We start from the raw sequence: 8371 nt of genomic DNA, 5'->3' as shown, positions 1-8371 counted from the left end.
TGAACTTTCTCAAGGCGACGGTGGTCGATGACGGCAAGGCGCTCACGGCCGGCGAGGCGAGGATGGACATCACGCATCTCAAGACGAAGCTGGAGAACGGCAAGACGGTGACGCTGGGCATCAGGCCGGAGCATCTCGACGAGAAGCAGGGCGTGACACTTTCGCTTGCCGTCGACGTCACCGAGCGCCTCGGCTCGACCTCCTACGTCCACGGCGCGCTGGCGAGCGGCGAGACCGTGGTCGCCGAGCGCCGCGAGGACCAGCCGCGCTTCGGCGAGACGATCACATCGCGCTTTCAGCCTGTCCGCGCGCGTATCTTCGACCTGGAGGGTAATCGCATTCGTTAGGGTCCTCGCCGGGTGTCTTGAGCCGCCGCAAATTCCAATTAAGAAGCGGCCCGCTGGCGGACGGCGCGCCCTATCTCACGCAACCCGGCACGCATGGTGTGCGATCGAATTCTGGCGGTTGTTACACATCATCTTGTCGGCATTGCGAGAAGTCACTTTAGATCTGTGAAATAAAAGGTTATGGCGGAGAGAGCGTCTGTCGATCTTGGGCCTATAACGTTGAAAATACGTAGCTTTTTTATCTGCTTTGTTACGCAGCTTGTTACACAGCCGGGGCGACAAGTCACGATTTCCATAAGCTCGCTGCTCTGAGTTCGTCCACCCATTTTTGCGCGGCATTCGAGAGTCACGCCGCAAGGAATGTCAGTTTTGCGCCTCTTTGGGCCCAGGCAAGTCAGCCATCTGAGTACTCAGGGGAGAGCCCTTCTTGTCTGCTCCGCTGAACGGCCTTTGGAGCTTTGGTGGCGGGAAGCGTTGACTTTGTGTATGCGTCCCCCAAGGTGCAAAGCGCCTCCACCAGATCCGGCTTCAAATCGAGGGCGTACTGAATGTGCCTGATCGCAGGCGTAAATTCGCTGACCTTCAAATACGCTTCGCCGAGGCTGAGGTGGTAATAGGGGTTCTGCGGCTCCTCTCCAACCGCCCGAGCGAAATACCGCAGGGCCTTCTCGGCGTCGTGTCCGAGCCCGAGCGTTCCCAGTATATAGAATGCCAGCGGTGGTTTGGGGTCCGCGCCAGAACGCGCAGACACAGTTCCTCGGCCTCCGGCAGTCGCTCAGCCTTCTGTAGTTCGAGCGCCTGCCTCAACAGCATGTCGTCGGCCTGGTTCTGGGGCGGGCCAGACTTTCGCTGGGCTGCTGGCGGCAGAGCTTTCGGCGGCGGTGTCTTAGCCGTGGGTTTGGTTTTCAGGTGCTTTGCCCAGGCGGGCGGCAATCGGTTGCTCATGGCGCTTCGCTAGCAAATGCGGCCCACAGAATCCGGCCTTAAGGCAAGCTGCTCTCGTTGCGGGAAAGTCTGTCTGGCCTGCTGCCGGTTTCGTGGACACCGAGATAAGGTGTGTGACGGAACTGGAGAGTGGGAATGCAAAGAAGAAAGTTCAGCCGCGAGTTCAAACTTGAGGCGGTGAGATTGATCAAGGATCGGGGCGTTGCGGTGGCCCAGGCTGCCCGCGACCTCGATGTCCACGAGAACGTGCTGCGCAAATGGGTGCGCGATCTGTCGACGGATCCGCAGCATGCGTTTCCCCGCCACGGGCAGATGAAGCCGGAGCAACTCGAGATTGACCGGCTGCGACTGGGCACGCATCCGCCGCCCCTGGACGTCAAAAGGCGGCTTCGAGCATTGGCTTCTCGTCCGCCGCAAGCGATCGACATCCGGAGAAAAAGCCTACTACCTGGTCTTCGCCCCGCCCGGTTCCTCCTTGGCCGAATTGGCGGCAGTGGCCGGCCTGCGCTGGGCGGTCGAGGAGTGCTTTGAGCGCGCCAAGGATGATCTCGGACTTGATCATTGCGAGGCTCGGTCCTGGCACGGATGGCATCGCCACATGAGCCTATGCATGACCGCCCTGGCGTTCCTGTCCAAACTATCGGCCGATCTTCGCCGCAGCGCATGGAGCAAACCGAACGAAACGAGTCCAAAGGGTCAATCGCCGCCTGATTCGGATGACTGCGCTCGTTCCGAGCGTCCCCGAGATCCGCTATCTCCTCGCCCGGATCCTCATCTTCCCACCGACACAAAAGCCCTTCATCATCGCCTGGTCGCTGTGGCGACGACGACATCAGGCCGCGGCATCCATCTGTCACTACAAACGGCGCGGATATCCGCAACTGTAGTGTTAATGCCCAAGATCGAGGATCTGGCCGGCTGCATTGCTACCTCAATTGTTCGGGTGGACGGGGTCATGTCGCTGTCGTACGCCCTCCACGGCCGAGTACCGCCTCGCTATACTGAAAAGACCACCCGCGTCGCGGTGTCCTGAAGACATCCCGTTGCGGCAGAAACTTGATACGTCGCCATCGGTCGAAACTCGCCTTTTTTGGGTAATCGGCAAGGCAATACCCATAGCCACCAGGGGCGAACTCATTTGAGCCCTCCAGCTCTGATCCAGGGCGGCAATCTTTAACAGGGAGACAACGCAGCCGACCAGCTTCTTCCCGACACGCACCGAGGTCTACGCTCATGGCGAAAAAACCGGCGCCCTTACCCAGGTCGAAATTCGGGGCCGGAATGGACATGTCCCGCAGTTGCACCTCGTAGTACTGTCAAGGCATCGGCGCCGCGCCGCGCCGCTCGAGCGCGGTCTTGCGGATGATTTCCGCGATCTCCGGGCTGCTGCCGCATAGCATCTGGAAATCCGAAGAGTGCAGCGATAGCAGTGAGACCGCCGTTGCGGCGCTGACGGTCGCCATACGCGGTTCGCCGCTGATCAGCGCCATCTCGCCGAAGAAGGCGCCAGGGCCAAGCTCCACCGGATTCGGTGTTGCGACGCTGACGCGCCCCTCCACGACGAAGAACATCTGGTCACCGCTCTCGCCATTGCGGCAGATCACGGCGCCCGCCGGCACGGTGCGAGGTCTTAACGCGCGCACGATCTCGACCAGCACGGCCGGTCCGAGCTTCTGAAACAACGGCACGGCGGCGACCAATTGCCAATTACGGACAAAGTCCCCGCGACGGACTTCTTGATAGAAGCCGGTGGCAAGAATGCCTGCCCAGAGGGCGAAGATGCCGATGCCACTCATCATGACAGCCCCAGCAAGGACACGGCCAGCGAAGCTTTGCGGAATAGCGTCGCCATAGCCGGTGGTGGACAGCGTGACCACCGCCCACCACATTGCCTGGGGGATGCTGCCGAACTTTTCCGGTTGGATATCGCGCTCGATGACATAGCCCGCTAGAGCGACACCGAACAGAACGACGCCGAAGAGCGTGGTGACGCCGATCAGGTTGCGCGCTTCGTTGGCCAGCACCCTGCCCAGCACCGGGAAGAAAGTCGAGTCGCGCAGCGGTTTCAGGAGCCAGACAGCACAGTAGAGGCTCCGGTCGGGCGTGCCAACGAGCAGAAATGCGGCGAGTGGAACCAAGACCGCGAGCACATCGATGGCGATTGCCGGCGTCCTGTCCCTAACGTCTCCCGCCTGGCGCTTGAGCAGCGTCGCGGCCATTTGCAGGAGATAGGCGCCCCAAATGACAGCGAGCACCACAGCCAGAGCCAGCCTGCTTCGTCCGGACATGTCCGGTATCGTGAGCCCAGCCACCGCCAGAAGCCCAGGCGCAGCCAGCACCGCGTTGAGCGGCGCGTAAATTCTTACAAAAGGCAGTACCGACATTTCTATGCCCGCGAGTGGCTGCTGCCCTCCAAAATAGGATGCCTTCGAGGCAAGCGTAAAGGTGCCTAGAGCCGCCACATTCGCACGCGACCTGTGCCACGCAATTCCGTTTCCCCGAGCGGCTCGCAAGCAAATTCCGGCCCAAGCAATTGATGAGTCGCATCCGAAATACGGATTTCATCGGGCTCTGCGGCTTTTTGAATGCGCGCGGCGAGATTGACGGTGTCGCCCCACAGGTCATAGACGAACCGCCTTTTGCCGATGACGCCCGCGACGATTGGCCCTGAGTGAATTCCAATTCTAAGGCTTAGCGGTTCTCCTGCGAAGCGCTCGCACCTGGCCGCCTCCCGCAGCTCGAGCGCATAATGTGCAAGGGCGTGCGCGTGATCTGGTCGCGCGACGGGCAGGCCAGCGACCGCCATGACGCAATCGCCGATGGTCTTGATCTTTTCGCAGCCATGCTGTTCCGAGAGCAGATCCGCAGCCCTGAAGAAGTAATTCAAGATAGCGAGCGTCGTCGTGGCTCCGACGCTCCGCGCTCTTTCCGTAAAACCGACGATGTCGGCAAAGAGCACACTGACCTCCGCGTGGTTGTCTGCAATTTGCTCGTCCGCCTTCAGCCGCTCCGCAATCGAGGCCGGAAGAATGTTAAGGAGCAGGGATTCGGCGCGCCGGTACTCGCGCGACAAACCCTCCTGGCTCTCCCTCAATGCCTCATTCGTCGATTGCAGCTTCGCATTGAGTTGACGCTCCCTCTCCTGCAGAAGCGTCATTTCGTATGCCTTCTGCTGAAGCCGCTGCTGGTGGTCGCGTTCGGGCGTGGCGTCGAGAAAGACCAGCCACACCGAGTCGCCATCGCCAAAGAAGTGAAGGTCCGCGACATGCCCGCCGGGCAGTTCCATCATAGGCATATGGAATGGAAGCTCGGGGCAAGGCAGCAGCCCTTCCATGAATTCAAGCTGCTGGGCAACGGGCTCGCCGAGGCGAAGCGACGAGAGCCCGTAAAAGTCGAGATTGCCGCCCTTGGCTTCTATGCATTGCCGGGTATCGATCATCAGATAAGCTGCGAAGCGCTCATTCGAGAAGAAGTCGTATATCCAGCTTCTGACTTCTTTCGGCAAACTGGACATGGTCTAGTTGGCGACCATCGAAGCAAGCTGACGAAACGCATCGTCGACATGTTCGCCCGAAAGCGCGCTCGTCAGATAGATCTGCCATCCACGTTGCTTGAGTTCGTCGATCTCGCCCTCCGGTATCGCCCACCGATCAGTCAGGTCGGACTTGTTGAACAGCAATATGAACGGCATGGCGCCGAATTCGGCCTCGCACCGTTCGCGCAGCGTGAGCGCCACCGCAAGAGTGGCTGGCCGGGTTCCATCGGCGACCAGCACGAGCCCGGTCGCGCCTCGCACATAGCTGACGCGGAACGAGCCGATATCGTCTTCGCCGGCCAGATCCCACAAGATCAGGTCCACTGTCTTGTCCGGAAACGCGACGCTCTTCTTGTCGATCTTGACGCCGACCGTGGTCAGGTAGTTTTCCGAGAAGATGCTTTGGACGAACCTGCGCACCAAGCTGGTCTTGCCGACGGCGAACCCGCCCAACATGCAGATCTTTTTTTGCAGCATCCTGGGCTCCGCGCTACTCTAGGTTCACCGTAATCGAAACCCGGCGATTGGTGGAGTTCCCAGTTCGGCTATTTTCATTTTCGGGCACCGCCGGCTCGAAGGTGCCGGCGCCCCGAACCTGCAGGAGTTCCGGAGCGACGCCGCGCTTGTTGAGAAGCGCGCGAACTGTCTCGGCGCGGGCGGCGCTGATCGACGCGTTGGCCGTCTCGCGACCCGTTATGTCCGAATGGCCGGTCAACATGAACCGCGCCGTCACGCCTGCCTTGTGGGCATTTTCTGCGAATTCCTTCAGCTGATCAGCCAGTCTGTCGAGCACCGGCGTCTGCTCCGGTCCCGGGACAACTCTACCGGAAGAGAAGAAAATATCGGTCGTCTGGATGGCCTCTCTCAACTGATTAAGCTCTGCAAGGTTTAGCTCGCTCAGCTGCGAGACATCCAGAACCACTCCGTCCGCCGAAAGTTGGTCGGCGGCGGCCCGCGCTCGGCTGATCCAGCCGGCAGGTGCCTCGCCCACAACGACGATGCGACCCTGGACGATCGAAAGCCGAACCGATTTCGGCGGGGACAGCGACGCCGTCAGCCGCTTCACCACGAACTTCGGATCAAGACTCTGATAGAATTGCCACTGTGAATGAACGCGAGCGGGATCGACCTGTGTTCCGGACAGCAGAGCTTTTGGGTCGACGGCAAGAGGATCTCTCAGACCGGAAATGTAGAAATCTCCGCCCCTCGCCGATTGCTGAGCGACGATGATTCCCGGTTCGGCCTCAAGTCGCGACACATAATACTGCCAATGCTCCGCCGCGCGTGCATCGGGGCTCACATCGCGAACCTTGGAGATGTCGAACTCCGGCCCGCCTTCTGAAAGCTGTCTTGCCGCTGCGCGCGCCCGATCTATCCAGGTGTCGGGAGCCTCACCCTCGGCAACAATGCGACCTTTGACGATTGAAAGTCGCACTTTATCCATCGGATACAGCGATGCCGTTAGCCGCTTCAAGACGAACTGCGGCTCAAGGCTCTGATAGAATTGCCAGCTGGCATGAACGCGCGCGGGATCGACCTGCGTCCCGGACAGTAGCGACTGCGGGTCGACGGCAAGCGGGTCTCTCAGGCCGGCAATATAGAATTGGCCATCGCGCACATTCTGTTGGGCGACGATGATGCCGGGCTGCGCCTCCAGGCGCGACACATAGGCCTGCCAGCGCTCCTCGGGGCTTACATCACGGACCCCGGAAATGTCGAAGACCGGGCCGCCGGCTGAAAGCTGCTGGGCGGCCGCGCGCGCCCGGTTGATCCACGCGGTGGTGGCTACGCCCGCGGCAACGATGCGATCATTGACGACTGAAAGCCGCACCGAATCCGGCGGAGCAAGCGAGGCCGTCAGCCGTTTAAGCACGAACTGCGGCTCAAGGCTCTGGTAGAATTGCCAGCTTGCATGAACACGCGCGGGATCGACCTGCGTTCCCGCCAACAGCGACCTTGGGTCGGCGGCAAGCGGGTCTCTCAGACCTGTAATGTAGAATTGGCCGTCGCGCACGTTGTGATCGGCGACGATGATGCCAGGCTGGGTCTCCAGTTGCGACACGTAGGCCTGCCAGCGCTCCTCGGCGCTCACATCGCTGACCCCGGAAATGTCGAAGACCGGGCCGCCTGCCGAAAGCTGCTGGGCAGCGGCCCGCGCCCGGTCGATCCACGTGGTGGTCGCCTCGCCCTCGGCGACAATGCGACCATCGACGACCGAGAGTCGTACCGAATCCGGCGGCGCCAGCGACGCCGACAGCCGCTTCAGCACGAATTCCGGCTCGAGGCTCTGATAGAAGTGCCAGTTTGAATGAACGCGGGCGGGATCGACCTCCGTTCCCGGCAGCAGCGACTGTGGGTCCGCGGCGAGCGGGTCTCTCAGGCCGGCGACATAGAACTCGCCGCCACGGATTTTTTGGTCCGAAACGACGATACCCGGTTGGGCTGCCAGCCGCGACAGGTAGGTCTGCCAGCGGTGTGCGGATTGCCAGGACAGAAAGAACCAGCCGCCCCCCACGATCAATGCCAGCAGGACCGCCGTCACCACCAGCCACGGAAATCCCTCTTTCGTATCCATGTGCTGCAGCTCGACGCAGGTCTGCAACTGCGTCTCCACGCCGGGCAACTGGGAACTATCGCCGTCGAACCGCTCCAGGGCTCGCGAGGATTCTTGATGGATGCGAAGCAGTACGTCGCGGATGACTTCATGCAGTTCCTCCGGAGGATTTCCCCGGATCACCGCAACCAGGGTCGCAAACTGTCCGACTTCCGACCAGAGGCGAAGTTCCCCAAACCGGATGGTGTCGAGGCCGCTGTTTTCCTTCTCTTTGAAAGAGTCCTTCACAAAATCCTGGATGGCGCTCAGCATCGAGGAAATCAGTTGAGGGTCTTCGCTGGTTGCGTCTTGGGATGTTACATGCGCAATCAGGAGCCCAGAAGCGCGACTGATGAGAAAGACATGTTCCACGCGATAGATAAGAGAATGCTTGAGAACAACTGCCGAGAAGCTTGTCCCCGTTCGCCAGGCTTCAAACCTCCACTTCAACCCATGCCAAGTGAATATATGCCTCAGAGACTCATTCAACGACTGGAAGGTCTGGTCGATCTTTTCGCCGATCGACTTGCGAATGGCCGGCAGAAAAACCGGATACAATATATCGGTCAGCGTGTTCGGGTTCTTTTGGATGGACCGCTGCGCGGCTCTCTCGACGGCCGGGGCAAGGGCCTCGCCGAGTTGCGCATGGGACGCGCGCGCCGTTGCTTCGGGCAGAACGTTTCCCACCGCGGCGGCAAGCTGCTCGGGTTCGTCGAGCAGGTGCGTAACGCGTGACAGCTCCGAGATCTCGCCGCCGACGAGCAGTTGGCGGAGCCTTTCAAGCCGATGATCGGCGGCCGGAACGCCTTCGTAAAGGGCACGATTGTCCGGATCGACGTTCCGGGCAATTTCCACCAAAAGGCGGGCCAAAGCCTCGCGATCAATACCGGTATCGTTCGAAGCTTGTCTTTGAGATAGGCTGATTGGTTCGACGCTCGACGTCAAGTTCCG

At 60.7% G+C, this 8371-nt stretch carries 6 protein-coding genes and 3 pseudogenes; 4 read left to right on the top strand and 5 right to left on the bottom strand.

Annotated elements, in window-relative coordinates; translation table 11 throughout:
• Positions 1 to 347: TOBE domain-containing protein (locus tag LB529_RS26965; RefSeq protein ID WP_224712789.1), on the top strand; the 347-nt coding region annotated here is incomplete at its 5' end.
• A 478-nt stretch (positions 348 to 825) separates the two neighbouring features.
• Here LB529_RS26965 and LB529_RS26960 read toward each other — a convergent pair.
• Positions 826 to 1292 (bottom strand): annotated as a pseudogene (locus LB529_RS26960) (tetratricopeptide repeat protein); the annotation flags it as partial.
• A gap of 135 nt (positions 1293 to 1427) precedes the next feature.
• Between LB529_RS26960 and LB529_RS26955 the strand changes: the two are divergent.
• The 3 genes and pseudogenes from LB529_RS26955 to LB529_RS29095 all read left to right on the top strand — a co-directional run.
• Positions 1428 to 1640 (top strand): annotated as a pseudogene (locus LB529_RS26955) (transposase); the annotation flags it as partial.
• Positions 1641 to 1785: 145 nt separating this feature from the next.
• Positions 1786 to 1854: pseudogene (locus LB529_RS29100) on the top strand (hypothetical protein); the annotation flags it as partial.
• 48 nt (positions 1855 to 1902) lie between these two features.
• Positions 1903 to 2325 (top strand): hypothetical protein, encoded by a 423-nt coding sequence (locus LB529_RS29095; RefSeq protein ID WP_263497410.1) that lies wholly within the window; start codon positions 1903 to 1905, stop codon positions 2323 to 2325.
• Positions 2326 to 2608: 283 nt separating this feature from the next.
• Here LB529_RS29095 and LB529_RS26945 read toward each other — a convergent pair whose 3' ends face one another.
• The 4 genes from LB529_RS26945 to LB529_RS26930 all read right to left on the bottom strand — a co-directional run bounded on the left by LB529_RS26945 (position 2609) and on the right by LB529_RS26930 (position 8365).
• Positions 2609 to 3676, bottom strand: a complete 1068-nt coding sequence (locus tag LB529_RS26945) for a cyclic nucleotide-gated potassium channel (protein WP_140846243.1) — start codon at positions 3674 to 3676, stop codon at positions 2609 to 2611.
• A gap of 65 nt (positions 3677 to 3741) precedes the next feature.
• Positions 3742 to 4806, bottom strand: coding sequence for an adenylate/guanylate cyclase domain-containing protein (locus LB529_RS26940; protein ID WP_224545054.1), 1065 nt, complete (start codon positions 4804 to 4806; stop codon positions 3742 to 3744).
• A gap of 3 nt (positions 4807 to 4809) precedes the next feature.
• Entirely contained in the window at positions 4810 to 5304 is a 495-nt protein-coding gene (locus tag LB529_RS26935; protein ID WP_224603339.1) for a Rab family GTPase, read from the bottom strand.
• 13 nt (positions 5305 to 5317) lie between these two features.
• The gene (locus LB529_RS26930; RefSeq protein ID WP_224603340.1) at positions 5318 to 8365 is read right to left on the bottom strand and encodes an OmpA family protein; all 3048 of its coding nucleotides are present in this window, start codon (positions 8363 to 8365) and stop codon (positions 5318 to 5320) included.
• Between the last annotated feature and the right edge of the window lie 6 nt (positions 8366 to 8371).

It is taken from the genome of Mesorhizobium sp. CA5 (genome assembly GCF_020165105.1).
Classification (GTDB): domain Bacteria; phylum Pseudomonadota; class Alphaproteobacteria; order Rhizobiales; family Rhizobiaceae; genus Mesorhizobium.
This window is presented reverse-complemented; position numbering and strand designations above follow the sequence as displayed.